The following is a 24,008-nucleotide window of genomic DNA, read 5'->3' as shown; positions in this document are numbered from 1 at the left end:
GGCGCACCTCGGCCTCGACCTGCCCTCGGGGCACCCGGAGGCACCGGACCGGCTCGGCTCACGCGTCGGCGAACTGCACCCCCTCGGGCACATGCAGCGTCCGAACTCCCTTGATTGGCAGGGGTGTTGCCAGTGAATCGCCCAGCGCCTGGTCCAGGTCGCGCCACAGGTCCCCGGCGTCCTCCAGGCCGACCGACATGCGCAGCAGCCGGTCGCTGACGCCGGAGGAGGCACGGTCGTCCTCGGGCACGATGCGATGACTGATCGAGGCCGGGTGCTGGATGAGCGTGTCGACGCTGCCGAGGCTGACGGCCGGGGTGATCAGCCGGACCCGGGCGATCACCTCGTGCGGGTCGGCGAGCGTCTCGAAGGCCACCATGGCACCGCCCACCTTCGGGTAGTGGACGCGCAGCACGCGCGGGTCGGCGGCGAGCCGGGCCGCGAGCCCGGCGGCGGTGGCGGACGCCGCCCGCACGCGCACCGGCAGGGTCGAGAGTCCGCGCAGGAGCAGATAGCCGGCGAGCGGGTGCAGGACGCCACCCGTGGCGAAGCGGATCTGACGCAGGCGGCGGGCGAAGGCCTCGTCGCAGGCGACGACTCCCCCGAGGACGTCCCCGTGGCCGCCGAGGTACTTCGTGGCGCTGTGCAGTACGAGCCGGGCGCCGCTGGTGACGGGCCGCTGGAGTACGGGAGTTGCGAAGGTGTTGTCGACGAGCAGCGGCACCGTGCCGCAGGCCTCGGCGAGCGCCGCCAGGTCCACCTCGGCGAGGGTGGGGTTGGCGGGACTCTCGACCATGACCAGGGCGGTGTCGGGGCGGATCGCGTCCGCGACGGCCTCGGGGTCGGCCCAGGTGACCTCGGTGCCGAGGAGTCCGGCGGTCAGCAGATGGTCGCTGCACCCGTACAGGGGGCGCACCGCGACGACGTGGCGCCGGCCGGTGGCGTGCTGGGCGAGCAGTACGGCGGACAGGGCCGCCATGCCGCTGGCGAAGGCGACGGCTGACTCGGTTCCCTCCAGGGTGGCCAGAGCCGTCTCGAAGCGGGCGACGGTCGGGTTGCCGAGCCGGCCGTAGACGGGCGGCCCCTCGGGGGCCTCGCCGGTGGCGGCGAAGGCGTCGATCCTGGCTGCTTCGCCCCTGCTGTCGTAGGAGGGGTAGGTGGTGGACAGGTCGATCGGCGGGGCGTGCAGCCCGAGGCCCGCGAGGTCTTCGCGGCCGGCGTGCACGGCGAGGGTGTCCACGGCTCTGGCGTCCACGGGTGTGGTGTCGGCGTCCATGGGTCCACTGTGAACAGTGGGCGGGCCTCCGGGGCCGTACCCCGTGTTACGTTCGGGCCATGGCCGATTCCGTCGTACTGGACCCGGTGGATCTGCACATTCTGCGCCTCTTGCAGAACGACGCACGCATGACCTACCGCGATCTCGCCGCCGAGGTGGGCGTGGCGCCCTCCACCTGTCTGGACCGCGTGGCGCGGCTGCGGCGCTCCGGGGTGATCCTCGGGTATCAGCTGCGGGTCGACCCGGCGAAGCTGGGGCGGGGGCTTCAGGCACTGCTTTCGGTGCAGGTGCGTCCGCACCGGCGCGATCTGATCGGCCCGTTCGTGGAGCGGGTCAGGGCGCTGCCGGAATCCCGGTCGCTGTTCCATCTGACCGGGCCCGACGACTACCTCGTGCATGTGACCGTCGCGGACACGGCCGATCTTCAGCGGCTCGTTCTGGACGAGTTCACCTCACGGCCGGAGGTCGCCCGGGTGGAGACCCGGCTCATCTTCCAGCAGTGGGACTGCGGGCCCCTGCTGCCTCCGGCCTAGGCCGGGCGGGGACCGGCCCCGGGCCCCGTGCAGGAGGTCCGGAACCGGTCGACGGGGGGTCAGCGTGCGTCGGCCTTCAGCAGGTCGGCGCACTTCTCGCCGATCGCCATGGTGGTGATGCACGGGTTGACGGTGACGAGTTCCGGCATGACCGATCCGTCGCAGACCCGCAGTCCTTCGATGCCCTTGACGCGCAGCCGGGCGTCCACGGGCGCCATCGCGTCGTCGTCGGCACCCATCTTCACCGTGGAGGCGGGGTGGTAGACGGTGTTGTGGGTCTTGCGGATGTAGTCGAGCAGTTCGTCGTCGGTGCGGACGTCCGGGCCCGGGGCGAGTTCGGCGCCCGCCCAGCCGCTCAGCGCGGGCTGCGCCGCGATCTTCCGGGCCAGCTTGAGGCCGTACGTCATGACGCGCTCGTCGTGCTCGTGCGTGAAGTAGCGCGGGTCGACCATCGGCTTGTCCCGGTAGTCGCGGGTGCGCAGGCGCACGGTGCCGCGGGACTTGGCCTGCGTCACGTTGGGGGTGAGGCAGAACGCGTTCTCGGTGGTCGGGTAGCCGTAGCGGGCCGTGTTCATGTCGAACGGCACCTGGCCGTAGTGGAACATCAAGTCGGGACGTTCCAGGCCGGGTTCGGTGTCCGCGAAGATGCCGATCTCCCACCACTGGGTGGAGGCCGTCGTCATGGGCTGCTTGGCCTCCCACATGATGACACCCTCGGGATGGTCCTGGAGGTTCTCGCCGACACCGGGGGCGTCGACCAGGACGTCCACGCCCACCTCGCGCAGATGCGCGGCCGGGCCGATGCCCGAGAGCATCAGCAGCTTGGGGGTGTCGATCGAGCCGCAGGACACGATGACCTCGCGCCGTGCGGTGACGGTACGGGTGTGGATGAGGTCCGGGTCGAGGTACTCGGCGCCGGTGCAGCGGCGGTTCGCGTCGATGATCAGCTTCTTGGCGCGCACCCCGGTGCGTACGACGAGGTTGGGGCGCTTGTCCATCACGGGGTGGAGGTAGGCCACCGAGGAGGACTGGCGGATGTTGTTCTCGTCGGAGTTGATCTGGAACCAGTTGGCTCCCCGTACCACCGTCCTGCCGTCGTTGAACTGCGTGGTGGGGATGCCCTGTTGGGCGCACGCTTCGAGCAGCGCCGCACCGCAGGGGTCGGACGACTTGACGTTCCGGATCTTCACCGGGCCGCTGCGGCCGTGGTGGTCGCCGGGGGCGTCGTTGGTCTCCAGGCGCTGGTACAGGGGGAAGATGTCGGCCGCTCCCCAGCCCGAACAGCCCGCCGCCTCCCAGGCGTTGAGGTCCTCGGCCGGCGCCCAGAAGGCGATGCACGAGTTGTGCGAGGAGCAGCCGCCGAGCACCTTGGCGCGGGCGTGCCGCATGAAGCTGTTGCCGTGGGTCTGGGGCTCGACCGGGTAGTCCCAGTCGTAGCCGGATTCGAGCAGGCCCATCCATCGGTCCAGCTTGAGGACGTTGTCGTCGCCGACGTCGGAGGGACCGGCCTCCAGGACGCACACGGTGACCGAGGGGTCCTCGCTGAGCCGGGCCGCGACCACGTTGCCCGCCGTGCCGCCGCCGACGACGACGTAGTCGAACTCCTCGGTGAGGACGGGGGATTCAGTGGGCTGTGTGGACATGGGTCTCTGACTCACTTTCGGTTTCCGATGCGGCGTGGCCGGCCAGGACGCCCGTCTTGTGGCGCTGGACGAACCAGTAGTAGGCGAAGCCGCCGAGCAGGACGGCTCCGACGAAGAGGAAGGCGCCCCAGCGCAGGTACCAGTGGTAGGGGGCGGTGGCGTTGTAGACCTCGGCGCGCGGCCAGGCCAGGTTGAGCGTCATCGCGCCGCCCCACAGGACGCCGAGGATGTTGACCGGCAGGCCCCAGCGGCCCAGCGAGAACTTGCCGTCGCCGGCCGGGGTCCACTTGCCGCGCAGCCGGGCGATGAGCATCGGCAGGGTGACAAGCAGGTAGGCGACGTAGATCATGATGATGCCGATGCTGGTGACCACCGAGAAGATCTGCGGCTGGCGGATGTTCACCAGGAGGATCACCAGGGCCAGGACGCCGATCACGACGGCCGGGAGCACGGGCGTCTGGAAGCGCGGGCTGACCTTGGCCATCAGGGACGCGGCCGGCAGGTTGTTGTCCCGGGACATCGCGAACGCGAGGCGGATGGCCGCGGTGTGCACGGCGAGCGCGCAGACGGTGACCGCGATCAGCACGCACCACAGCATGAGCTTGCCGCCGGTGTCGCCGAGCACGTCGAGCACCACGTACTGGAGGCCGTCGCTGGTGATGCCCTTGCCGTCGAGGCTGGAGACACTCATCAGGGCGAGGATCAGGATCAGGCCGCCGAGTACGAACGAGGCGAGCAGCGCCCGCAGGATCGCGCGCGGCGCGTTGCGGGAGGGGTCGACGGACTCCTCGCCGAGGGAGGCGGCCGTGTCGAAGCCGTACATCACATAGGCGGAGGCGAGGGCCGCGGTGAGGAAGGCGCCCATGTAGCCGAAGCTGCCGCTGCCGCCGTGGCCGTGGGTGTCGAGGACGACGGAGGGGCCGCGCACCACGTGGACGGCGAACAGGACGATCAGGACGACGGTGGCGACGAGTTCGAGGAAGACGCCGGCCGTGTTGATGCGGGCCATCAGCTTGACGCCGAACGCGTTGACCAGGGTGGTGAAGAGGATGAGCGCCGCGGCGAGGATCACGGCGTTGGTGGCGACGTCGTAGGTTCCGGTGCCGTCGCCGACGATCTGGAACACCTTGGAGATCTGCGGCAGGGTCGCCTGGTAGGCGAGGGCCACCGCGGCGATCGACACGATCGAGGCGATCAGCATCATCCAGCCGGCCAGCCAGCCGACGTGCGGGCCGCCGAGCTTCTTGGCCCAGTTGTAGACCGAGCCGGCCACCGGGTACTTGGCGGCGAGTTCGGCGAAGCAGAGGGCGACCATCAGCTGGCCGACGAAGACCAGCGGCCACGACCACCAGTAGGCGGGGCCGCCGAAGCCGAAGCCGAAGTAGAACAGCTGGAAGGTGCCGGTCAGGATCGATATGTAGCTGATGCCTGCGGCGAAGGTGTGGAAGTTGCCGAGGGTGCGCTTGAGTTCGGGTCTGTAACCGAACTCCCGGAGATCGTCGTCATCCTTCGTCATGCTCATGACCAGACTCCAAGTAGGCAGGGATTCAGGAGGGGGCACGGTGCGGTGACCGGCCGTCCGCGGGGTACGGCCGGTCGTGGGTTCAGCGGGTCAGCTCTCGAACCACCGCTGGGGTTCGGGGGCGGTGTTGCGCCAGATGTGCTTGGTCTCCTGGTACTCGGCCAGGCCGGCGGGCCCGAGTTCGCGTCCGGTCCCGGACTGCTTGTAGCCGCCCCATTCGGCCTGCGGGACGTACGGGTGGAAGTCGTTGATCCACACGGTGCCGAGCCGCAGCGCGGCCGCCACCCGGCGGGCCCTGGCCTCGTCGGTGGTCCACACCGCGCCGGCCAGGCCGTAGACGGTGTCGTTGGCCAGGCGCACGGCCTGGTCCTCGTCGGTGAAGCGCTCGACGGTCAGGACCGGCCCGAAGGACTCGTCCCGCACCACGCCCATGTCGGCCCGGCACTCGTCGAGGATGGTCGGCGGATAGTAGTAACCGCCTTCCAGACCGCCGGAGTTGGGGCGCTCGCCGCCGCAGCGCAGGACGGCGCCCTCGGCGACACCGGCGGCGACGTACGCCTCGACCTTGTCGCGGTGGGCGGCGGAGATCAGCGGGCCGGTCTCGGCGCGCTCGTCGAACGGGCCGCCGAGCCGGATCAGTTGGGCCCGGCGTACGAGTTCGTCGACGAACCGGTCGTGCAGCGCGTCCTCCACCAGGAGCCGGGTGCCGGCCGAGCAGACCTGACCGGAGTGCAGGAACACCGCGGTCAGGGCGTTGTCGACGGCCGCCTCGAAGCCCGCCTCGGTCGCGGCCACGTCGGCGAAGACCACGTTGGGGTTCTTGCCGCCGAGTTCGAGCGCGGTCTTCTTCACGGTGGGGGCGGCGGCGGCCATGATGCGCCGACCGGTCACGAGGCCGCCGGTGAAGGAGACGAGGTCCACGTCGGGGTGCTCGGCGAGCGGCGCGCCCGCCTCGGCGCCCGCCCCGAGCACCAGGTTGGCGACGCCCGCCGGAAGGCCCGCCTCGGTCAGCAGCTTCATGAGGTGGATGGCGGTGTGCGGGGTCAGCTCGCTGGGCTTCAGGACGAAGGTGTTGCCGGCGCCGATCGCCGGGGCGACCTTCCAGGCGGTCTGGAGCAGCGGGTAGTTCCACGGCGTGATCAGGCCGCACACGCCGACCGGCTCGTGCACGACGCGGCTGTCCACGACCGGGTTGCCGGTGTCGACGACGCGGCCGGCGCCCTCGGCGGCGACGAGGGTGGCGAAGTAGCGGAAGCAGTTGGCGATGTCGTCCATGTCGTAGCGGGACTCGACGAGGCGCTTGCCGGTGTCGAGGGACTCGGCGCGCGCGAGGAGTTCCTTGTCACGCACGAGCAGATCGGCGACGCGAAGCAGCAGCGCACCCCGCTCGGCCGGGGCCGTCCTCGGCCACGGTCCGTGGTCGAAGGCGGCTCGGGCCGCGGCGATGGCGTGCGCGGTGTCCTTGGGACCCGCCTCGTCGACGGTGGCGACCAGGGTGCCGTCGGCGGGACACCGGATCTCACGGGTCCGCCCGTCGACGGCGGCACTCCACTGGCCGTCGATGAAGAGCTCGGGCATGTTTCGGGTCCTCCGATGCGGTCTGGGACAGGGCCACCACCGCCCCTGCCCCGGCATGCGGGGAACATGCCGAAAAAATTACCCGAAGTGACCGGCGTCACTTTGCGTGGTCCTTGCAGGTCAGAGCGGTGTTACTGGTCACGTTCGGTCACGCGGAGTCAATCTCCCACTCCCCTGCGGCATTTCACGTACGGAATATGAGACCGGTCCGCCCGCTCAGAACCGCTTCGGCATACTGACGCGGCCGAAACTGATCACTTCCAACCCCAGCGGGAGCAGCCATGGTTGACCGGGCCACCACCACAACGGCCGCCTTCAAGACGGTCGTCGACGTCGGCCCGGAGGCCCTCGACCAGGTACGGGCCGCCGAGGAAGCCCTTCAGAGGGCGGTCGCCCCGGCGGCGGACGCGGGCTTCGACTTCGGGGCCGTGCGCGCGGCCGCCCGGAGCCTGCCGAACAGCTCCGTCGTCAAGATCATCCCCGGCTTCGGCCTCCAGGAGACCGCCCCCCTCCAGGTCATGGTCCTCACCCTGCGGCAGGCCGTGCGCCAGGCCCTGGTCGAACCATTTGAGAACCCATCGTTCTGGGACAAGGCGGACGACGCTCTGGCCGGGGTGTTCCTGGGCCTCGGGGCACAGCGGGACGCGGCCCATCTCGCCTTCCAGGAGAGTACGGACGGCACGCGGTACTTCTACCACCTGCTCTTCGCGCTCCAGGACGAGGAGACGGGCGGCCATCTCTACGTCGTCGCGTTCCGCGTCGAGGTGACCGTGGCCGCCGGCCGGGCGGAGCTCCTGTCGCTGGGCGCCGAGGACACCGCGGCGGTCACCATCCGCCTCGACGCGATCAGCGTGCGACAGGAGCTCGCGGCCGCGAGCTGACGCCGGGCGTCACACGGGCAGCGCCCAGGTCTGGTTGGCCTGGTGGCTGCCGCAGGTCCAGGTGTCGAGCCTGGTGCCGCTCGCCGTGCCGCCGCCGTACACATCGAGGCAGAGCCCGGATCCGGCGTTGACCAGTGCGCCGTCCCCGCCGGTGGTCCAGCGCTGGGCGTCCGCACCCGTGCAGGCCGACAGGACCGCGGAGCCACCCGCACGGGAACCGCTCGCCGTCAGGCACTTGCCGAGCGCCCGTACGGTGTGGTCGTCGGCCAGGCTCCAGCGCTGGTTGGCGTTGGCCGTGCACGGAAAGAGGATCACCGGGGTGCCGTCGGCCGTACCGCTGTTGGACACGTCCGCGCAGTTGGCGCCGTTGCCGGTGAGCTGCCCCGTGGGCACGGCGGGCGCGCAGCCGCTGCCCGGGGTGAGCCGCCAGATGGCCGTGCCGTGCGCGGGGATGTTCGCGGCCAGCGCGGACGAGACGCTCGAACTCGCCCCGCTCCAGAGGTCCTTGGCGCTCACCGTGCAGCCGGGCAGGCCGATCGAGGCGAGGCTCGTGGAGACGTTGCGCGCCGAGGAGGACCGGTTGAGCACGGCGACGGCCCGGTCGCCGTTGGCGAGGGGGCGGACCAGGACGTCGGTGGTGCCGTTGGTGGCGACCACGGCGGCCTGCCGGCCCATGCGGTCCTGTTCGACGGCGATCAGCCCGGCGTTGCCGAGGGCCGAGAGCCCGGCCGGGGTGAGGGCGGCCACGTCGGAGGAGAGGATGAACGGGGCGGCCATCATCGACCAGAGCGCCACCTGGCTGCGCGACTCGTCGGCGGTCAGACCGGGGTCGCCGGCCAGCAGGAAGTCGGGGTCGTTCCAGTTGCCGGGCCCGGCGTAGCGGCCGAGCCAGCGGTTGTAGCCGTAGTTCCACAGCACGCTCGCCCAGCGGCTCGCCGTGGGCTTCTGCGGGTTGAACACCACGATGTCGGTGCCCTCGCGCCACAGCTGGCCGTCCCCGCCGACCCAGGAAAGGACCGAGAACCAGTCCGGGCTGCCCCATTCGCCGTTCGGCTGGAAGTAGGCGGGCGCCGACTCGGAGAAGACGATGTCGCGGCCCGCGTCGTCAAGCGCCGCGGACTCGGCGTCGTAGGCCTGGCGGTAGGCCTCCTCCTTGGTCTGGCCGGGAGCGACGTACATGTTGCAGCCGTCGAGCTTGAGGTAGTCCACGCCCCAGGACGCGAACGTGGCGGTGTCCTGCGCGAAGTGGTCGGGGCCGCCGCCCTGGGGGCGTCCGCTGCCCGGGTAGCCCTCGCAGGTGGCCGAGCCCGCGTCCTCGTAGATGCCGAACTTCAGGCCGCGTGCGTGCAGATAGGAGCCGAGCCAGGCCATGCCGTGCGGGAAGCGGACCGGGTCCGCCACCAGGTTGCCCTGGCCGTCGCGGGTCTTGGCCATCCAGCAGTCGTCCACGGTGACCGTCTTGTAGCCCTTGGCGGCGAGGCCCGAGGAGACCAGTGCGTCGGCGTTGTGCACCACGGTCTGTTCGCTGATGTCGCACATGTAGTGCGCCCAGTTGTTCCAGCCCATCGGCGGGGTGGCGGCGAGCCTGCCGCTCTGGGGCGACGCGGGCTGCGCCGGGGCCGGGGGCGCCGCGGCATGGGCACCGGTCGCGGCCAGCGGTACGGCCAGGAGTGCGGCGAGCAGGGCGGCGAGTCTCCTGCGCCGGGTAGGAAGTGACGGCACGACAGATTCCTTCCTGGCCCGGCCGGTCGCGGCCCGGGCGGGATGCGTAGGAGGCAGGGGAAGGTGCCGATCCCGCCGGCACGAGCCTGCCGGAGGGCACCCGCCAGTGCAGTACTGATGCTCGTTCTTGTCAACGGCTCCCGTCGGACGAGCAGAAACAAGCATCCGCCCCCGTCGGCGCCGAGCCCCGCATTGCCACGGCGTGTCCGCGCCCGGGCCGCCCGTCGGCAGTGCGGCGCTCCGTGCGCGACCGCGCGGGCCGGACCCGGCGGAGCGTCAACTGGGTTACGGATAAAGCTGGTTGGGGATTGCGACTACGTCGCTACGATGCCCGCCTCGTGGGCCAGCAGTCCGGCCTGGGTGCGATTGGCGCATTCCAGTTTGTCGAGTGTGCGTGACACGTATCCCTTGACGGTCGCCTCCGACAGGTGGAGCCGGGCCGCGATCCGCGCGTTGGAGAGGCCCTCCCCCAGTCCCGCGAGGACCTCGGTCTCCCGCTCGGTGAGCAGGGCGACGCGTTCGCGGGCGTGGTCGCGGGCCGACAGGCCGTCGGTCGAGGCCGCGATGAGCCGCCGGGCGGCGGCGGGCGACAGGACGGTGTGCCCTTCGGCGGCCACCCGGACGAGGCCGATGAGCTCCTCCGGCGGCGTGGACTTCACCAGGAAGCCGGTCGCTCCGGCGCGCAGCGCGCGCAGGACGTACTGGTCGGCGTCGAAGGTCGTGAGCACCACGATGGGCGGTGGCTGCGCGTCGCGCCGGGCCAGCCGTTCGATGGCGGTGATGCCGTCCATGCCCGGCATGCGCAGATCCATGAGGACGACATCGGGCCGGTGCCGCAGCACCGCCTCGATGCCGGCCGCCCCGTCGTGCGCCTCGGCTACCACCTCGATGTCGTCGGCGGAGCCGAGGATGGTGCGCAGGAACCCGCACACCATCGCCTCGTCGTCCACGACCACCACACGCACCACGGCCCTCACCCCACTGATTCCGCTGTCGGCACATAGGCGGGCAGTTCGGCGGCCACGCAGAACCCGCCGCCCGGTTCGGGGCCCGCCCGCAGGCTGCCGTGGACCAGCTCGATGCGCCGGCGCAGCCCGGCGATGCCCAGACCCGACCCCGTGCGCACCAGCTCGCTGTCGGGGCTCCCGCTCGGCCGGGTGTTGCGGACGGTGACGCGCACCCCGCCCTCGTCGTATGCCACGGTGACGGTGACGCGGGCGCCGCAGGCGTGCTTGTGCACGTTGGTCAGCGCCTCGCGCACGATGCGGTAGGTGGTGCGGCCGACCACCGGTGAGGCCAGCGACCGGTCGCCCGTCTCGATCAGCGCGGTGGGGACGCCCGCGGCCGTCGACTCGGCGACGAGCGCGGCCAGCCCGTCGGGCGACGGGGTGCGGTCCTCCTCCGGCGCGGTGCGCAGGATGCCGACCAGGTCCCGCAGTTCCTCCAGCGCCTGGCAGCCGGCCGCCCGCAGTTCCTCCGCCGCCCGCCGGGTCGCCTCGTCGGACGCGGTCACGCGCAGGGCGCCGGCCTGGAGCACCATGAGGCTGACCCGGTGGGTGACCACGTCGTGCATCTCCCCGGCGAGGCGACCGCGTTCCTCGGCGCGCGCCCGCTCGGCGAGCAGATGGCGCTCCCGCTCGGCCCGCTCGGCGCGCTCGGTCAGGGCGCACACCAGCCGTCTGCGCGCGTCGAAGTACAAGGCGAGCAGCGGGCCGACCGCGGTGCGCAGCAGGCCGATGGTGAGAACCGTGATGGACGGCTCCCAGGCCCGGGCGACCACCAGCGTGAAGAGGCCGAGCACCAGGAACGCGGTGCGGCGGTTGCGGGCGGTCCTGCCGTAGAAGACCGGGCCGTACGCGGCGAGTGCCGTCGAGAACGGGGCCCAGACGTTGCCGGGGTTGGCGGGGGTCAGGGCGTGCACGGGGGAGATCAGCAGGGTCACGGCGAGCGTGAAGGCGCCGAGGACCGCGACCACCGTCAGGGGCGCCCGGCGACGGGCCACGACGGAGAGACAGGCCAGGGCCTGGGCGCCGAGCAGGGCCCAGGCCAGGGTGCCGGGGCGCTCGGGCCACCAGGTCGCGCCGACCAGCGTGAGCGCGAGGTCGGTCGCGGTGAAGCAGACGGCGATCGCCGTGTCCACGGCGAGCGGATGCCGGAGGTGCCACGGTCCGTCACTCATGCCGTTCACGGTAGGTCAATTCCGGGCGGTGGCCCCCGAGAAGGAGACCTCCGTCCCCGGCACACCCTACGAAAGTCGTATGCCGTCCCGTCCAGCCCGCCTTTCGTCGTCCCGGCTCCCTCCCCTCCGCTCTGGCGCACGGGAGCCGCCTCGCGGTCCCATCGAGGCATGGAGACCAACGAGAACAGGACCACGGCGGCGCCCGCCCTCGGGCACTACACGATCGACCCGGGCGCCTCGGCCGTCGAATTCACGACCCGGCACATGTTCGGGCTGCTCCCGGTGCGCGGCGGCTTCACGATCCGCTCCGGCGGCGTCGACATCGCGGAGCCGCTCGGCGGCTCGGGGGTACGGGCCGAGATCGACGCGGCGAGCTTCAGGACCGGCAACAAGCAGCGGGACGCTGCCGTACGTTCGGCGCGCTTTCTGGACGCCGAACGCCATCCGCTCATGACCTTCACCGCGGAGCACCTCGACGGCACGTCGGTGCCGGGCACCCTCACCGTCCGCGGTGTCCCGCGCCCGGTGTCCCTCTCCATCGAGTCCATCGAGGAATCGGCATCGCCGACCGGATCGTTCAGCGCCCGCGCCACGACCCGTATCGACCGGACGGAGTTCGGAGTGACCGCCGCGCGCGGCCTGGCCGGGCGCCACCTCACGGTGACCATACGGGTCCACTGCGTCCGCTCATAGCGCTGTCATAGCCCGGGACCTGATCGGTTACGCCCTGCTCACCCGGGTGCCCGAGGAGTTCCCGCAGTACTCCATGGTGGCGACCGAGCATTGCGGCCCCGGCTGCCCATGGCCGAATATCTGCGCGAGGTCAGGGACGACGGCCTGCCCGCCGATCCGTGGCTGCGCGTCCACGTCAAGGCGGGCGGCACCATAGTGAAGGCGGCCGCCGCGTCGATGACGGTGAACGGGACCACGGCCGAGTGGCGCCGCTGGACGGGGCTGCCCTTCGACCGCGACGGCGAGATCGAGGTCCCGGCCGCCCTGGTTCGGGTGCACTGTGACACCCGTCACGACCGGGTGAGTCATGTGGAGCCCCATGTGTGGGTCCGGCATCCTCTGCCCGCCTGACCTCCGGGTGCCGTCGCCCGTACGGGCCCGGGCGGGCCGGGGAATCCGCCGCGCGGGTGGCTCGATCGGTCACATTCACAAGATTTGTAAGACAAATCCGGAACCCTTTGGCCGCTCCTGCCCATCAGCCCAGGTGGAACGAACAGGCATGCCCTTGGGCCACGGAACCACCCGGAGCGACAGCGATGACCCACCCCCGCCACGGGGCCTACCAGTCTCGGGGCCACCGCCGGGCCAGCCGCGCCAAGCGCTGGATACTCGGCGTGGCCGCCGTCACCGTGCTCGGCCTGATCGCGTGGCCCGTCCTGAACTACTTCGACGTCTTCTCCGACAAGGGCGACGCGATCAGTTTTGGCCAGGGTGGCACCGGAGCCGGCGGTGACAAGCCGGGCGGCGACGGAAAGGCGAGCAGCTCCAAGGTGCTCATGCCGACCGGGCCCGAGGCCAAGTTCACGGTGGCCGGAACGGTTCCGGAGAACGGCACCAAGATCGCCGTGACGACCCTGGAGGGCAAGAAGTCCGGCTTCACGGGCAAGGTCTGGGTCTGGGTCCCGCCGGAGTACAAGGACCCGAAGTACGCCAAGAGCGGCTTCCCGGTCATGGTGGCGCTGCCCGGCGGCGCCGGCTACCCGACCAACTACTGGATGGGCACGGACCTCAAGCTGGAGTCGAGCATCTCCCAGTGGTCCAAGGAGGGCAAGAGCCTGCCGTTCATCCTCGCGATGCCGGTGCTCAACCCCCACCCGGACACCGGCGGCCTGTACTGGGACGCCAGTGACATCCCCGGCCAGCCGAAGATGGGCACCTGGCTGACGGAGGACGTGCCCGACCTCATCAAGGCCAACTTCCGTACGGTCAAGTCCCGTGACGGCTGGGCCTTCATGGGCTCCTCGACCGGCGGCTTCGCGGGTCTCAAGAGCGTGTTGCAGAAGCCCGGCCAGTTCAAGGCCGTCATCGCCTCGGGCCCGGACATCGTCCCCGACTCCCGACTGTGGGCCGGACACGACAAGGAGAAGGGCGAGAACAACCCCAATCTGCTGGCCCAGAAGCTGATCGCGGCGAAGAGCCCCGATGTCTATCTGGCCTTCCAGGTCGGCACCGTGGGCTCCGACGCCCAGGCCAAGCCGAAGATCGAGGAGTTCATCGCCAAGTACGGCAAGGGCCCGATCAAGACGAAGATCAGCGTCATCCAGGGCGGCGGCCACAACGCCAAGACATATGTGCCGAACATGGCCAACGGCGGCCTCATCCAGTGGATCAGCGAGCACATGCAGGGCCCCGAGCCCTCCTCCTGACCCGCCCCGCGTCCTTCGGATGCAGGAACGCGACCGGACACCGCCCGGCGCCCCCGTGGATCGGGGCCGTCGGGAACTACCGTTCACCGGGCAGGTCGTGGATCCACGCCATCGGCGCGTGGATGCGGTACGGACGAAGGAGCGGGCGTGGGGAATTCAGCGGTCGGCGCGGACGGGAGCCCTCGGGCCGAGGGTGAGGGGCCCGAAGGACCGCGTCGCTCCGGCCCCGGCAGACACCGCTCCTTCTGGCGGGAGCTGCCGATCCTCGTCGTGGTCGCGCTGGTGCTCGCGCTGCTCATCAAGACGTTCCTGGTGCAGGCGTTCTCCATCCCCTCCGAGTCCATGCAGAACGCGCTCCAGCCCGGCGACCGCGTCCTGGTCGACAAGCTGACCCCGTGGTTCGGCGCGAAGCCCGGGCGCGGCGAGGTCGTCGTCTTCCACGACCCGGACAACTGGCTCACCGGGCAGCCGACTTCCCATCCGAACGTGGTGCAGAAGGTCCTGTCGTTCGTCGGCGTGATGCCGTCGGCCAACGAGCAGGACCTGATCAAGCGCGTCATCGGGGTCGGGGGCGACACCGTGGAGTGCAAGGGCACCGGCCCGCTGACCGTCAACGGCAAGCCGCTCACCGAGCCGTACGTCTTTCCCGGGAACACGCCGTGCAGCGTCGACCAGCGGGGCGGCCAGTTCAGGGTGACGGTCCCCCAGGGCAAGCTGTGGATGATGGGCGACCACCGGCAGGACTCGGAGGACTCGCGCTACCACCAGGCCGACAAGAACCACGGGTTCGTGCCGGTCGACGAGGCCGTGGGCCGTGCGTTCGTGGTCGCGTGGCCGCTTTCGCGCTGGACGACACTGCCCGTCCCGGGCACCTTCGACCAGCCCGGCATCGACACGCGGGCCGCCCTCGCACCGGGCGGGCTCTCGCTGGCGGGTGCCGTGCCCGTGGCGCTGTGGCGGCGCCGGCGCGCCGCGGCCCGCGTCCACTGACCTCAGGGGGCCGGCGCCCTGGAGGGGGCCGGCCCGTCCGGTGTCGCCCGCGCCGGCGATCCGGCGCTCGGGGCCGCCGGCGGGCGCGGAGGCGTCGGCGTCGGCGTCGTCGCCCCGCGCGGCGCCTTCGAGCGGTCGGCCGATGGCGTGCGGCTGGGCGGCACCGGTGAAGGCATCGGCGCGGGCGCTGCGGAGGACCCGGGGCTCGGCGGGGGCTCCACCGGTCCCGGCGTTGCGGCCGGCAGCGGGCGCGGCGGCGCGGAGGCGGGGGCCAGGGTGAACCAGCCGATCGCCACGGCGGCGGCCGTGGCGAACCCGGCCAGCGGGAGCAGGAAGCGGCGTCGGCGCAACCGGGCCAGGGGGGTGCGGCGCAGATGGGGACCCGGCGGATCGGCGGGGCGCAGATCGACGACGGCGATGCCCTCCGCGCGGGCGGCGAGCGCCTCGCGCAGCCGGCGCTCGACGGGACGCTCGGGGGTGTCGGGCCCGCTCCAGTGGCCGCTCATGCCCGTGCCTCCAGGATCTTCTCCAGCGAGTCCAGTGCCCGGCTCGCGATGGACTTCACCGACCCCCGGCTGATGCCGAGGGTGGTCGCGATCTCGGCCTCCGTGAGGTCGCTCCAGTACCGCAGGACCAGTACCTCGCGCCGACGGGCCGTCAACTGCCCGAGAGCGGCGAGGACTTCGCGGTGTTCCTCGTCGAGGACGACGCGTTCCTCGGCGGAGGGCGCGTCGGGTTCGTGCGGCGGGGTGTAGCCGCGGGCGGTGCGGCGGCGGCGCAGCACGGACCGTGCGGCGTTCACCACGGCGGTGCGCAGATAGGCGAGCGCGTTGTCGATCTCGTCGATGCGGTCGCCGTGGCGCCGGTACAGGGCGGTGAACGCGTCCTGCACCACGTCCTCGGCCGTGGCCCGGTCGTCGACCAGCATCACGGCCAGACGCACCATCTTGAGGCGGTGCGCGTGGTAGAGCTCGCCGACGGTCGGCGGCACGGCACCGGGAGCGCGGGCCCCGGTGAACACGCCGGACGGCCCGGCCGAGGGCGTCCGCGCACGGGGAGCGCCCGCTGCGGCGCGGCCCCGCCACAGCAGTCCGCGCCACCAGGGCGCGAGCGCGCGCGGGGTGAAGAGTGCCGGGTGCGGTGCGGCGGTGTGCTCCATCGGTTCCTCGGTTACGCGGGCGTGCCCCGCCCCCTGACGAGGGGGCGGGGCGGTGGGTGCCTCGGTACTCAGTTCTGGTGGCGTCGCCGTACGGCGATGACCGTTCCGGCGCCCGCGAGGATCAGCGCGCCCGCTCCGACGCCCATCACCGTATTGGTGGTGGTGGACGCACCAGTATGCGCGAGCTCCTTCTGGTCCGCGGGCGCGGGGGCCGCGGCCGGTGCGCTGGGCACAGCGCTCGGCTCGGCCTGCCCGGCGGACGGGGGCACGGGCGCGGGCTCCTGGGCGGCGGTTCCGGTCGGCGGGGCGCTGGCCTCGGGCTTGGCCGGCGCCGCGGCCGGCCGCTTGCTCTCACCCGCCCGCTTGACCGGCGAGGCGGGCGCGGCGCTCGGCTCGGCCGCCGCGGCCGGGGCCGCGCGCTCGGGCCGCGGGGACGGCGTGTCGGCGTGGGCCGTGCCGGCGAACACCGGGGCGGCGAGGGCGAGGAGCAGTCCGGTCGCCGCGGCGGCCCCGGCGAGGGGGCGGCGGACGGGCCGGGCGGGACGGTGCAGGGGGACGGTCACGTTGTGCTTCTCCACGGTCGGCAAGGCGGCGCGGAATTCCGCGCCTTCACCCCTGACGACGTGCGGCGGCTCCGGGGGTTGCCGTCGCTCCGGAAATATTTCCGGAGCGACGGCGGGCGGCGGCGAGCGGCGCCCCCGGTCCGCCGCGGAGTTCGGCGGGTGCCCTCGTCCCGCCGGACCCCCGCGGGGTTCAGCAGGCGCCCTCGTCCTGCCAGACCCCCCACTCCCCCGTGGTGCCGGGCTCCTCGTTCTGCGTCCACCACTTGGCCTTCCACTTGTGGCCGTTGTGGGAGACCTCGTTGCCCTGGGTGTAGACGGCACCCGAGCTCCAGGCCGCCACCGCGCAGGTGCCGCCGCCGGGCGAGGAGGGCGGCGGGGAGGACGGCGGGGGCGAGTTGGGCGGGGTGGCTCCGGCGAACTTCACCGAGTACTTGGCGAAGTCCCAGGCCGCCTGCGGAACGCTGCTGCACACCCCCGACGTGGTGCCGTTGTTGTCGGGCGGGGTGCACTGCCGGTCGCGGTTGAGGGACCAGAAGGTGAAGCGGGCCATGCCGTGGCTGGTCGCGTAGTCGAGCACGGTCTGGAAGTCGGCCTGCGAGAAGTACTCGCCGGAGTCGCTGCGCCCGTTCATGCCGGAGAAGCCCTCGTGGGCGTAGGCCGTCGCGGCGGACCAGCCGAAGGTCGACTGGAGTACGGAGTTGAAGTTGGTGAGGGCGCTGGTCTGGGCGGCGGCTCCGCTGAATCCGCCGTCGAAGGGCATGATCGAGAAGTTGTCCGGCACGAAGCCCTGGGTCTTGGCCTCGTTCAGCATCTGCTTGCCGAACCAGCCGGTGCCGTCGGCGGTCCCGGCGGTGGTCACCGACACATACAGGCCGGGGTTGTTCTGCTGGAGGATCTTGGCGGCGCCTATCTCGTGCGAGATGGCGGCGGTGTTCTCGTACTCCGGCTCTTCGAGGTCGAAGTCGATCGCCTTGAGCTGGTACTTGGTGATGACCTGCTGGTACGCGGCGGCGGTGGAGGCGGCGTCCGCACAGTTCTGGCCGAGCTTGGTGCCGCCGTAGCCGCCGACCGAGACCGAGACGTCGCCGCCCTTGGCGCGGATCGAGCCGATGATCCCGGCAACCGCGGTGTCGGAGGAGACAGGGGCCGTTCCGCCCCAAGTGGGGCTGCATCCACCGCCGTTGGGGGCGAGGACGAAGGCCAGCTGGAAGGCCTTGAGTCCGGTGGCGTCCATGATGGCGGAGGCGTCGGGCGGGTTGTTGTCGAGCGGCATGAGATACGGCGCGGCCGCGTACCAGCGGCCGCCGAGCCCGGCGGCGTCCGCGGTCGCGCCGGAGGCCTGTCCCGCGACGAGGGCGGTGAGCCCGGCCGCGGCGAGTGCGGCGCTGGCGGCGCCGCACAGGAGAGCACGAAGTGGCTTCATGTCGGGGTCTCCTGGGGGAGGGGAGGGGCTCCCAGAATTGAGCGGTGGCCGGAACACGTCAACGACTTGGACTAGACCATTGCTCTTCCTTGAACAATGACCGCCGGACCGGTGAACGGAGCCGTCGGGCGGACGCCTTCCGTACGGGCCCCGTCCGGTGAACCCGACAGCCCGCGCGGGTTCCCGCCCGCCGGGGCGGAACCGCCCGGTCGAGTGCCTCCCGTGTAGGCCGGACGGCACAAGCCGACCTGCGTGATGTCCGTTCTGTTCCTACGGTGGCTGAATGGTCATCAGATCCGGTTTCCGTTCCATGGCAGCACTCACCGCCACTGCCGCCATCGGTCTGTGCTGCCTCGCCCCGACGCCCGACAGCTCCGCCTCCGCGCCCGCGCAGGGAACGGGAACGGGAACGGGCCAGCAGGTCAGTCTGCGGCCGGGGGCTCCCGCCCTTCCGAGCGAGGTGTCCGCCCTGTCGTACGTGGTCGCGGACGCCCGCACGGGCAAGGTGCTCGCCGCCCGGGACGCCCACCGCAAGCTGCCGCCGGCCAGCACCCTCAAGACGCTGTTCGCGGTCACGGCACTCCCCCATCTGCACGCCGAGGACCGGCACACGGTCTCCGAGCAGGAGCTGGCCGGCATCGGCCCGGGCAGCAGCCTGGTGGGGGTGGAGGCCGGGCACACCTATCAGGTGGCCGACCTGTGGCGCGGCGTCTTCCTCAGCTCGGGCAACGACGCCGTCCACGTGCTGGCCTCGCTGAACGGCGGCTGGGAGGAGACCGCGGCGCAGATGCAGGCCCAGGCCCGGCGGCTCGGAGCCCTGGACACCGAGGTCGTCTCGCCCGACGGCTACGACAGCCCGGGCCAGGTCTCCTCGGCGTTCGACCTCGCGGTGTTCGGGCGTGCGGGCCTGGCCCGTCCCGACTTCGCCGAGTACTGCTCGACGGCGTCCGCGCAGTTCCCCGGCGGCGGCGGCTCGTACGGGATCATGAACACCAACCGGCTGCTTTCGGGCTCCGACGGGGTGTCCCGCTATCCCGGGATCGTGGGGGTCAAGAACGGCTACACGACCAACGCGGGCAACACGCTGATCGCGGCCGCGAAGCAGGGCGACCGCACCTTGCTGGTGACCGTCATGAACCCGCAGGCCGGCGGCGGCTTCGAGGTCTACGACGAGGCCCGCACCCTGCTGGACTGGGGCTTCGCGGCCTGGGACCACGTCGACTCGGTGGGCTCCCTCGAACCCGTACGGGCCAAGTCCCCGCAGCGGCAGGCGCGGATCACGCAGGCCGCAGCCGTCGAGCCCGAGGCTCCCGTGGACGACGAAGAGCCCGGCTGGACGCTGACGAGTTCGGCGGCGGCGGGTCTCGCCGTGGCCGGAACCGTGTTCCTGGTGGTGCGCCGGCGACGCGTCGTCCGCGCCCGCGCGGAGCGGAGGCGTGCCGCGGAGTGACACCGCCGGAGGGCGGGCGTCCGAAAGACGGACCGGAGCGCGCCGGGGCGTCGGTCCCGGGCGGTCTCGGACGACGGACCCGGACGGGCGGGCCGATCCCCGGAGGGCGCCCTCCGCGCGGCCCTCGACGGCGGATTGCGGAATCTGACCAGCCCTCAAACAGGCCTAAGATTCCCAGAATTCACCCATTCATTGCCTGGAAATCGACTTCATATACCTCTTCATGCCTTTCTTTTGGCCGACCTTGACCGACTCGGCGACCTGCGCTCCCGTCCGGCCGCCTGCATCGATGCGGCTTCGGTGAGTTACTTCGCGTGACCGAATGTGTCCGGCGTGGCGCACGGGACCGCCCACCGCGGTACAGACTCCTGTTCGTTCTTCGGAAACCAACCCCAGGAGTGTTCGAAATGCGGAAGATCGCAGCAGTCGGCGCCGTCGCCGTCGCCCTACTCGCCAACGGACTCATCGGCACCGGACTCGGCAGCGCGGCCGCGGCGCCGGCCGAGGCCGCGAAGCCGCTGAGCCTGTACCCGCCGTCCGCGCTCGTCATCAGCATCGAGCCCGGCACCGGCGACGAGGGCGCCTCCGTCCAGCGCGCCGTCACCCTCAGCTGCGCCCCGACTCCCTCCGGAACCCACCCCGCCCCGGCCGCTGCCTGCGCCGAACTCAGGAACGTGCAGGGCGACTTCACCGCCCTCGCCGCAAGTGGCGCCCCACGCCTGTGTACCCAGGTGTGGCAGCCGGTGACCGTGCGGGCGGACGGCGTCTGGAACGGCAAGCGCGTCAGCCATGTGCAGACGTACGCCAACTCCTGCCTGAAGGCGGCCGGTTCCGAGGCCGTGTTCAACTTCTAGGCGCTCGGCACCGGGGCAGTACCCAACGCCCCTTTCCCGACGCCAGGTTGACCCCGTCGACACCCACGAGCGCCAACTGCGACCGGACCGGCCGCAGGGGGTGACAGAAGGATTCCAACTCGTGTTACTTGACATGTCTTCGTCGCTTCACTCGGCGATGGAACTGTCCTGACGGAGAGTCACCCCCCACTAGGAGGACCCGTGTCGGATCCCCGGCCCAGACGATTCGCGCCCCGGCCGCGCACCACCCTGCTCGGCGCGCTCGCCGCCTGCCTCGCCCTCGCCGCGGCGGGCGCCGGCGGCAGCGCATCCGCGGCGGGACCCGAGACCCTGCCGCTGTCCGGGGCCACCGTCTCCGGGCTGCACAACACCTACGACCCGGCGGCCTTCCCCTATCTGGCACAGGCCCTGGACTCCGGCACCTCGATGATCGAGCTCGACGTCTGGGACGACTTCATCACCAAGGAGTGGAAGGTCAGCCACTCCAACCCCCTCGGCAACAGCAACAACTGCGTCAACGCCGCCACCCCCGCCCAGCTCTACACCGGCGGCGCCAACAAGAACCTGGAGAGCTGCCTGGACGACGTACGGGTGTGGCTCGGCGCCCACCCCGGGCATCCGCCGCTCGTCATCAAGCTGGAGATGAAGGCGGGCTTCCAGACCACCTACGGCATGAGCCCGGCCAAGCTGGACCAGACGATCAGCGACCACCTCGGCTCGGCGGTCTTCCGCCCGGCGGACCTGCTCGCCAAGCCCGGCGGCGGCCAGTACGCCACGCTCGACGAGGCTTCGGTCGCCGGCAACTGGCCGACCCGTCAGGCGCTCGCGGGCAAGGTGATGCTCGAAGTGATCCCGGGCACGGTCGAGGAGGGCAACCCCACCGACACCCTGTGGACGGACGTCGAGTACGCGCGCCACCTGCGCGATCTGGCGGCGGCCGGCCGCACCGGCCAGGCCCAGGTCTTCCCCGCGGTCCACAACGCCCAAGCCGGGGACCCCCGTTCGCGCTACGCGGACACCTCGATCCGCCCGTGGTTCGTCGTCTTCGACGGGGATGCGGCGACGTATCTCGGCGGCACGATCGACACCGCCTGGTACGACACCCACCACTACTTCGTCGTCATGACCGACGCGCAGAACGTCGCGCCGGCCCTCGACGACAAGAACCCCTCACCGGCGGACGCACAGGCGCGGGTGGCCCGCCTCGCCGCGGCCCACGCAAGCGTCGCCTCGAACGACTGGACCTCGCTTCCCCAGGTCCAGTCGCTGGCCCTGCCGCGCGGCGTGGGGTAGTCCGGCTCCACCGGCCGGAGGGAACGGCGGCCCGACCCCGCTCGCACGACAGGAGAGCCGGGTCGGGCCGCCGTTCCGCTTCCCTCCCCCGAGCCGGTTCAGGCCACTGGCCGGTCCTCGGTGCGCGTTTCCGGTCAGGTTGCGCACGTGAGGCCAGACACATCCGCCACGGCACAGCAACAAGATTTTCACAAACTTGGCATATGCCAGAGAGAATCTTCACCAGCGACGCCCAAGTGACGCGGGTTCAGCAAGATCCCCCTTGTTGAACCCTGCACTTCGAATCGGGACATGTCCGCATAGCGGCCAACCGTCCGCTCGCCGCTTCTTGCCACGCCGCCCCGACCGGTAGGGATGGATCCGCACCGGTTCGCCGGGCATCCCGGCCGTGACCAGGCCGGTCGAATGCCTCCCGGCGGGCCCGCGCGCCAACTCGCCGCGAAGCAATGGGGATTGCCATGTCTCAACCCTCCCGACTGTCCCGACCCACCCGCCGCCAGGCCATCGGCGTCACCGCCGGCACCCTCGCCGGACTCGCCCTGGCGGGCAGTGCCCACGCCGCCGTACCGAGCGGCCAGTTGGACACCCACGCGGCTCATGACGTGCCCGAGGCGTTCGACGAGGTGTTCCAGGGCCGCCGGATACAGGGCGCGCCCGCCGCCGGGCACCTGCACCACGGCGGTGGCTACGGCGTGCGCATAGACGGCCAGGAGCTGCATGTGATGCGGAACGCCGACGGCACCTGGATCAGCGTCGTGAACCACTACGAGACCTTCGCCACGCCCCGCGCGGTCGCCCGCGCCGCCGTGGTGGAGCTCCAGGGCGCCTCCCTGGTCCCGCTCGCCTGATCCGGCCACCACCGCCGTCCCCCTCTCGTCCCACGCCCAACCAGGAGCACAGCCATGGCCGTTCGCAAGAACCAGGCGGACCTCACCGCCACCGAGAAGCGCCGACTCGTCGACGCGCTGCTCCAGCTGAAGCGGAGCGGAAGGTACGACACCTTCGTCAGCACGCACAACGCGTTCATCATGAGCGACACCGACACGGGCGACCGGGTCGGCCACCGTTCGCCGTCCTTCCTGCCCTGGCACCGCAGATTCCTCATCGAGTTCGAGCAGGCCCTCCAGTCGGTCGACCCGTCGGTGACCCTGCCGTACTGGGACTGGACGGTGGACCGCACCCCGACGGCCTCGCTGTGGGCGGCCGACTTCCTCGGCGGCACCGGCCGCAGCCGGGACGGCCAGGTGATGGACGGGCCCTTCGCGCAGAGCGCGGGCGGCTGGCCCCTCAACGTCCGGGTGGACGGCCGCACTTATCTGCGCCGGGCGCTCGGCGCCTCGGTCGCCCAGCTGCCGACCCGCGCCGAGGTCGACAGCGTCCTCGCCATGGCGACGTACGACATGGCGCCGTGGAACAGTGCCTCCGACGGCTTCCGCAACCATCTGGAGGGCTGGCGCGGGGTCAATCTGCACAACCGCGTCCATGTGTGGGTGGGCGGCCAGATGGCGACCGGGGCCTCGCCCAACGACCCGGTGTTCTGGATGCACCACGCGTTCGTCGACAAGCTGTGGTCGCAGTGGCAGGCCAAGCACCCGGCCTCGCCGTACCTGCCGGCGGCCGGCACGCGGGACGTCGTGGACCTGCACGACACGATGCGGCCGTGGAACAACGTGACCCCGGCGGACATGCTGGACCACAGGGGTTACTACACGTACGACACCGCGGCCTAGCCGTCCCGGCCGCCGGTCGTGCTCAGGCCGGGCGGCGGCCCCAGGCGGAGATCATCGGCGAGGTCGCCAGGTCGAGACGGCCGGCGGCGACGCTCGCCAGATGGCGCTCGATCTCCTCGTCGTCGGCCAGGCCCCTGTCGACGAGCTGGCCCCTGACCTGGCGCACGGTGGCCGCTTCGAGCACGGCGCCGGCCGGCGAGGTGACCGGGAAGTACGCGTCGGCCTCGACCTGCTCAAGGCCCAACTCCCGCAGCAGGCGCGGGAGTTTGCGACCGTAGGAGAGGTCGGCGCCGCGCTCGGCGAGGAGTTGGCGGAAGGCGCGGCGCAGCCGGTTGGCGCGTTCCTGTTCGGGGCCGTACTCGTCGAGGCAGAGCAGCGGCTGGAGTGCGGGGTCGGCGTCCTCGACGAGCAGGACGCCGCCGGGGCGCAGCGCCCCGGCCATCGTGCGCAGCGCCCGGGCCCGGTCGGTGACGTGGACCAGGACCAGGCGCGCGTGCACGAAGTCGAAGGCCGTCGAGGGCGCTTCGTCGCGCCCGACGTCGTGCCGCCGCACCTCGACACGGGGCGGCGGGGTGACTCCGGTCAGCCAGCCGGTGTCGAGGTCCGTCGCGAGGACGTACCCCTCGGGGCCGACCCGTTCGGCCAGACCCCTCGGCACGGAGAGGCCGCCCGCGCCGACCTCCCAGACCCGGTGCCCGGCGGTCAGGCCGAGGGCGTCGAAGTGGCGGAACGTGGCGGCGTCGAAGAGCTCGGCGAGCGCGTCGAACCGCTCCCCCGCCTCGGCCTGCCGGTTGTCCAGGAGGTATCCGTCGTCCTCGGTCATGGGGATCATGA

23 protein-coding genes are annotated in these 24,008 nt (G+C 71.7%); 11 read left to right on the top strand and 12 right to left on the bottom strand.

Going from position 1 to position 24,008, the window contains the following annotated elements; all coding sequences use genetic code 11:
* Window positions 1–58 precede the first annotated feature (58 nt).
* Window positions 59–1,276, bottom strand: coding sequence for a trans-sulfuration enzyme family protein (locus CG740_RS02010; protein ID WP_100573105.1), 1,218 nt, complete (start codon window positions 1,274–1,276; stop codon window positions 59–61).
* A gap of 59 nt (window positions 1,277–1,335) precedes the next feature.
* Here CG740_RS02010 and CG740_RS02005 point away from each other — a divergent pair, with 59 nt between their 5' ends.
* Entirely contained in the window at window positions 1,336–1,809 is a 474-nt protein-coding gene (locus CG740_RS02005) for an Lrp/AsnC family transcriptional regulator (RefSeq protein WP_100573104.1), read from the top strand.
* 59 nt (window positions 1,810–1,868) lie between these two features.
* Here CG740_RS02005 and CG740_RS02000 read toward each other — a convergent pair whose 3' ends face one another.
* From CG740_RS02000 to CG740_RS01990, 3 genes are all read right to left on the bottom strand, one after another.
* Complete coding sequence (locus CG740_RS02000) at window positions 1,869–3,452, bottom strand: GMC family oxidoreductase (RefSeq protein ID WP_100573103.1); 1,584 nt, start codon at window positions 3,450–3,452, stop codon at window positions 1,869–1,871.
* On the bottom strand, window positions 3,433–4,974 hold the full coding sequence (locus tag CG740_RS01995) for an APC family permease (protein ID WP_100573102.1): 1,542 nt from the start codon (window positions 4,972–4,974) through the stop codon (window positions 3,433–3,435). The genes CG740_RS02000 and CG740_RS01995 overlap by 20 nt, the downstream gene beginning before the upstream one ends.
* A 90-nt stretch (window positions 4,975–5,064) precedes the next feature.
* Window positions 5,065–6,552, bottom strand: coding sequence for an aldehyde dehydrogenase family protein (locus CG740_RS01990; protein ID WP_100573101.1), 1,488 nt, complete (start codon window positions 6,550–6,552; stop codon window positions 5,065–5,067).
* 281 nt (window positions 6,553–6,833) lie between these two features.
* Between CG740_RS01990 and CG740_RS01985 the strand changes: the two genes are divergently transcribed.
* Window positions 6,834–7,433, top strand: a complete 600-nt coding sequence (locus CG740_RS01985) for a Type-2Aa cytolytic delta-endotoxin (RefSeq protein WP_100573100.1) — start codon at window positions 6,834–6,836, stop codon at window positions 7,431–7,433.
* A gap of 9 nt (window positions 7,434–7,442) precedes the next feature.
* Here the strand turns inward: CG740_RS01985 and CG740_RS01980 are convergent, their stop codons facing one another.
* From CG740_RS01980 to CG740_RS01970, 3 genes are all read right to left on the bottom strand, one after another.
* On the bottom strand, window positions 7,443–9,155 hold the full coding sequence (locus CG740_RS01980) for a ricin-type beta-trefoil lectin domain protein (RefSeq protein ID WP_234375997.1): 1,713 nt from the start codon (window positions 9,153–9,155) through the stop codon (window positions 7,443–7,445).
* A gap of 314 nt (window positions 9,156–9,469) precedes the next feature.
* Window positions 9,470–10,123, bottom strand: coding sequence for a response regulator transcription factor (locus CG740_RS01975; protein ID WP_100573619.1), 654 nt, complete (start codon window positions 10,121–10,123; stop codon window positions 9,470–9,472).
* A gap of 5 nt (window positions 10,124–10,128) precedes the next feature.
* Entirely contained in the window at window positions 10,129–11,334 is a 1,206-nt protein-coding gene (locus CG740_RS01970; protein ID WP_100573618.1) for a sensor histidine kinase, read from the bottom strand.
* Between the two features lie 168 nt (window positions 11,335–11,502).
* Between CG740_RS01970 and CG740_RS01965 the strand changes: the two genes are divergently transcribed.
* The 4 genes from CG740_RS01965 (at window position 11,503) to lepB (ending at window position 14,702) form a co-directional block, all read left to right on the top strand.
* Window positions 11,503–12,027, top strand: coding sequence for a YceI family protein (locus CG740_RS01965; RefSeq protein WP_100573098.1), 525 nt, complete (start codon window positions 11,503–11,505; stop codon window positions 12,025–12,027).
* Between the two features lie 108 nt (window positions 12,028–12,135).
* Window positions 12,136–12,417 carry a hypothetical protein gene (locus tag CG740_RS01960; protein WP_234375996.1) on the top strand — a complete coding sequence of 94 codons (282 nt, stop codon included), beginning with the start codon at window positions 12,136–12,138 and terminating at the stop codon, window positions 12,415–12,417.
* A 185-nt stretch (window positions 12,418–12,602) separates the two neighbouring features.
* Window positions 12,603–13,712 (top strand): alpha/beta hydrolase, encoded by a 1,110-nt coding sequence (locus CG740_RS01955; RefSeq protein WP_100573097.1) that lies wholly within the window; start codon window positions 12,603–12,605, stop codon window positions 13,710–13,712.
* A 147-nt stretch (window positions 13,713–13,859) separates the two neighbouring features.
* Window positions 13,860–14,702, top strand: coding sequence for a signal peptidase I (gene lepB, locus CG740_RS01950; RefSeq protein ID WP_100573096.1), 843 nt, complete (start codon window positions 13,860–13,862; stop codon window positions 14,700–14,702).
* A 2-nt stretch (window positions 14,703–14,704) separates the two neighbouring features.
* On the opposite strand, the gene CG740_RS01945 is transcribed toward lepB, so the two are convergent.
* The 4 genes from CG740_RS01945 to CG740_RS01930 all read right to left on the bottom strand — a co-directional run bounded on the left by CG740_RS01945 (window position 14,705) and on the right by CG740_RS01930 (window position 17,847).
* Window positions 14,705–15,208 carry a hypothetical protein gene (locus CG740_RS01945; protein WP_100573095.1) on the bottom strand — a complete coding sequence of 168 codons (504 nt, stop codon included), beginning with the start codon at window positions 15,206–15,208 and terminating at the stop codon, window positions 14,705–14,707.
* Window positions 15,205–15,861 (bottom strand): RNA polymerase sigma factor, encoded by a 657-nt coding sequence (locus CG740_RS01940; RefSeq protein WP_100573094.1) that lies wholly within the window; start codon window positions 15,859–15,861, stop codon window positions 15,205–15,207. Before CG740_RS01940 ends, CG740_RS01945 begins: the two co-directional genes overlap by 4 nt.
* 68 nt (window positions 15,862–15,929) lie before the next feature.
* Window positions 15,930–16,424, bottom strand: a complete 495-nt coding sequence (locus tag CG740_RS01935; RefSeq protein WP_159030187.1) for an LPXTG cell wall anchor domain-containing protein — start codon at window positions 16,422–16,424, stop codon at window positions 15,930–15,932.
* 190 nt (window positions 16,425–16,614) lie between these two features.
* On the bottom strand, window positions 16,615–17,847 hold the full coding sequence (locus tag CG740_RS01930; protein ID WP_100573092.1) for a carbohydrate-binding protein: 1,233 nt from the start codon (window positions 17,845–17,847) through the stop codon (window positions 16,615–16,617).
* Between the two features lie 283 nt (window positions 17,848–18,130).
* Here CG740_RS01930 and CG740_RS01925 point away from each other — a divergent pair, with 283 nt between their 5' ends.
* The 5 genes from CG740_RS01925 to melC2 all read left to right on the top strand — a co-directional run bounded on the left by CG740_RS01925 (window position 18,131) and on the right by melC2 (window position 23,174).
* Entirely contained in the window at window positions 18,131–19,297 is a 1,167-nt protein-coding gene (locus CG740_RS01925) for a D-alanyl-D-alanine carboxypeptidase family protein (RefSeq protein ID WP_100573091.1), read from the top strand.
* Between the two features lie 407 nt (window positions 19,298–19,704).
* The gene (locus CG740_RS01920; RefSeq protein ID WP_100573090.1) at window positions 19,705–20,151 is read left to right on the top strand and encodes a subtilase-type protease inhibitor; all 447 of its coding nucleotides are present in this window, start codon (window positions 19,705–19,707) and stop codon (window positions 20,149–20,151) included.
* A gap of 201 nt (window positions 20,152–20,352) precedes the next feature.
* Window positions 20,353–21,444, top strand: coding sequence for a phosphatidylinositol-specific phospholipase C domain-containing protein (locus tag CG740_RS01915; RefSeq protein ID WP_100573089.1), 1,092 nt, complete (start codon window positions 20,353–20,355; stop codon window positions 21,442–21,444).
* 476 nt (window positions 21,445–21,920) lie between these two features.
* Window positions 21,921–22,292, top strand: coding sequence for an apotyrosinase chaperone MelC1 (melC1, locus tag CG740_RS01910; protein ID WP_100573617.1), 372 nt, complete (start codon window positions 21,921–21,923; stop codon window positions 22,290–22,292).
* A 54-nt stretch (window positions 22,293–22,346) separates the two neighbouring features.
* A complete protein-coding gene (gene melC2, locus CG740_RS01905; protein ID WP_100573088.1) occupies window positions 22,347–23,174 on the top strand; it encodes a tyrosinase MelC2 in 828 nt (275 codons plus the stop codon).
* Between the two features lie 22 nt (window positions 23,175–23,196).
* Here melC2 and CG740_RS01900 read toward each other — a convergent pair whose 3' ends face one another.
* Window positions 23,197–23,997, bottom strand: coding sequence for a methyltransferase domain-containing protein (locus CG740_RS01900; protein ID WP_100573087.1), 801 nt, complete (start codon window positions 23,995–23,997; stop codon window positions 23,197–23,199).
* Window positions 23,998–24,008: the final 11 nt, after the last annotated feature.

It is taken from the genome of Streptomyces sp. CB01201 (genome assembly GCF_002803085.1).
Classification (GTDB): domain Bacteria; phylum Actinomycetota; class Actinomycetes; order Streptomycetales; family Streptomycetaceae; genus Streptomyces; species Streptomyces hundungensis.
This window is presented reverse-complemented; position numbering and strand designations above follow the sequence as displayed.

Excerpts from the sequence above, each read along its gene's own strand:
- CG740_RS02010 (WP_100573105.1), bottom strand. The coding sequence starts at position 1,276 with ATGGACGCCGACACCACACCCGTGGACGCCAGAGCCGTGGACACCCTC.
- CG740_RS02005 (WP_100573104.1), top strand. The coding sequence starts at position 1,336 with ATGGCCGATTCCGTCGTACTGGACCCGGTGGATCTGCACATTCTGCGC.
- CG740_RS02000 (WP_100573103.1), bottom strand. The coding sequence starts at position 3,452 with ATGTCCACACAGCCCACTGAATCCCCCGTCCTCACCGAGGAGTTCGAC.
- CG740_RS01995 (WP_100573102.1), bottom strand. The coding sequence starts at position 4,974 with ATGAGCATGACGAAGGATGACGACGATCTCCGGGAGTTCGGTTACAGA.
- CG740_RS01990 (WP_100573101.1), bottom strand. The coding sequence starts at position 6,552 with ATGCCCGAGCTCTTCATCGACGGCCAGTGGAGTGCCGCCGTCGACGGG.
- CG740_RS01985 (WP_100573100.1), top strand. The coding sequence starts at position 6,834 with ATGGTTGACCGGGCCACCACCACAACGGCCGCCTTCAAGACGGTCGTC.
- CG740_RS01970 (WP_100573618.1), bottom strand. The coding sequence starts at position 11,334 with ATGAGTGACGGACCGTGGCACCTCCGGCATCCGCTCGCCGTGGACACG.
- CG740_RS01965 (WP_100573098.1), top strand. The coding sequence starts at position 11,503 with ATGGAGACCAACGAGAACAGGACCACGGCGGCGCCCGCCCTCGGGCAC.
- CG740_RS01960 (WP_234375996.1), top strand. The coding sequence starts at position 12,136 with ATGGCCGAATATCTGCGCGAGGTCAGGGACGACGGCCTGCCCGCCGAT.
- CG740_RS01955 (WP_100573097.1), top strand. The coding sequence starts at position 12,603 with ATGACCCACCCCCGCCACGGGGCCTACCAGTCTCGGGGCCACCGCCGG.
- CG740_RS01945 (WP_100573095.1), bottom strand. The coding sequence starts at position 15,208 with ATGAGCGGCCACTGGAGCGGGCCCGACACCCCCGAGCGTCCCGTCGAG.
- CG740_RS01940 (WP_100573094.1), bottom strand. The coding sequence starts at position 15,861 with ATGGAGCACACCGCCGCACCGCACCCGGCACTCTTCACCCCGCGCGCG.
- CG740_RS01930 (WP_100573092.1), bottom strand. The coding sequence starts at position 17,847 with ATGAAGCCACTTCGTGCTCTCCTGTGCGGCGCCGCCAGCGCCGCACTC.
- CG740_RS01925 (WP_100573091.1), top strand. The coding sequence starts at position 18,131 with ATGGTCATCAGATCCGGTTTCCGTTCCATGGCAGCACTCACCGCCACT.
- CG740_RS01920 (WP_100573090.1), top strand. The coding sequence starts at position 19,705 with ATGCGGAAGATCGCAGCAGTCGGCGCCGTCGCCGTCGCCCTACTCGCC.
- melC2 (WP_100573088.1), top strand. The coding sequence starts at position 22,347 with ATGGCCGTTCGCAAGAACCAGGCGGACCTCACCGCCACCGAGAAGCGC.
- CG740_RS01900 (WP_100573087.1), bottom strand. The coding sequence starts at position 23,997 with ATGACCGAGGACGACGGATACCTCCTGGACAACCGGCAGGCCGAGGCG.